The 270-nt window shown below is 68.5% G+C and carries 1 protein-coding gene; it reads left to right on the forward strand.

Going from position 1 to position 270, the window contains the following annotated elements; all coding sequences use genetic code 11:
- Positions 1-270 (forward strand): zinc-binding dehydrogenase (locus tag JS756_RS36375; protein ID WP_205387530.1); only part of this gene is annotated, 270 nt, incomplete at both ends.

Below are 270 nucleotides of genomic sequence, written 5' to 3' on the forward strand. Positions count from 1 at the left end.
AGTTCGTGGATGCCTCGTTGCGGTTGCTGCCGCGGGGCGGCCGGTTCCTGGAGATGGGCAAGACCGATGTCCGCGACGCGGGGGCGGTGGCTGCCGAGTATCCGGGTGTGAGGTATCGGGCGTTCGACCTGATGGACGTGGCGCCGGAGCGGATCGGGCGGATGCTGGCCGAGTTGGTGGAGTTGTTCGAGGCGGGTGTGCTGGAGCCGCTTCCGGTGACGTGTTGGGATGTGCGGCGTGCTCCGGAGGCGTTCCGGTACCTGTCGCAGG

The sequence above is a fragment of the Streptomyces actuosus genome (assembly GCF_016921115.1).
Lineage (GTDB): Bacteria > Actinomycetota > Actinomycetes > Streptomycetales > Streptomycetaceae > Streptomyces > Streptomyces actuosus_A.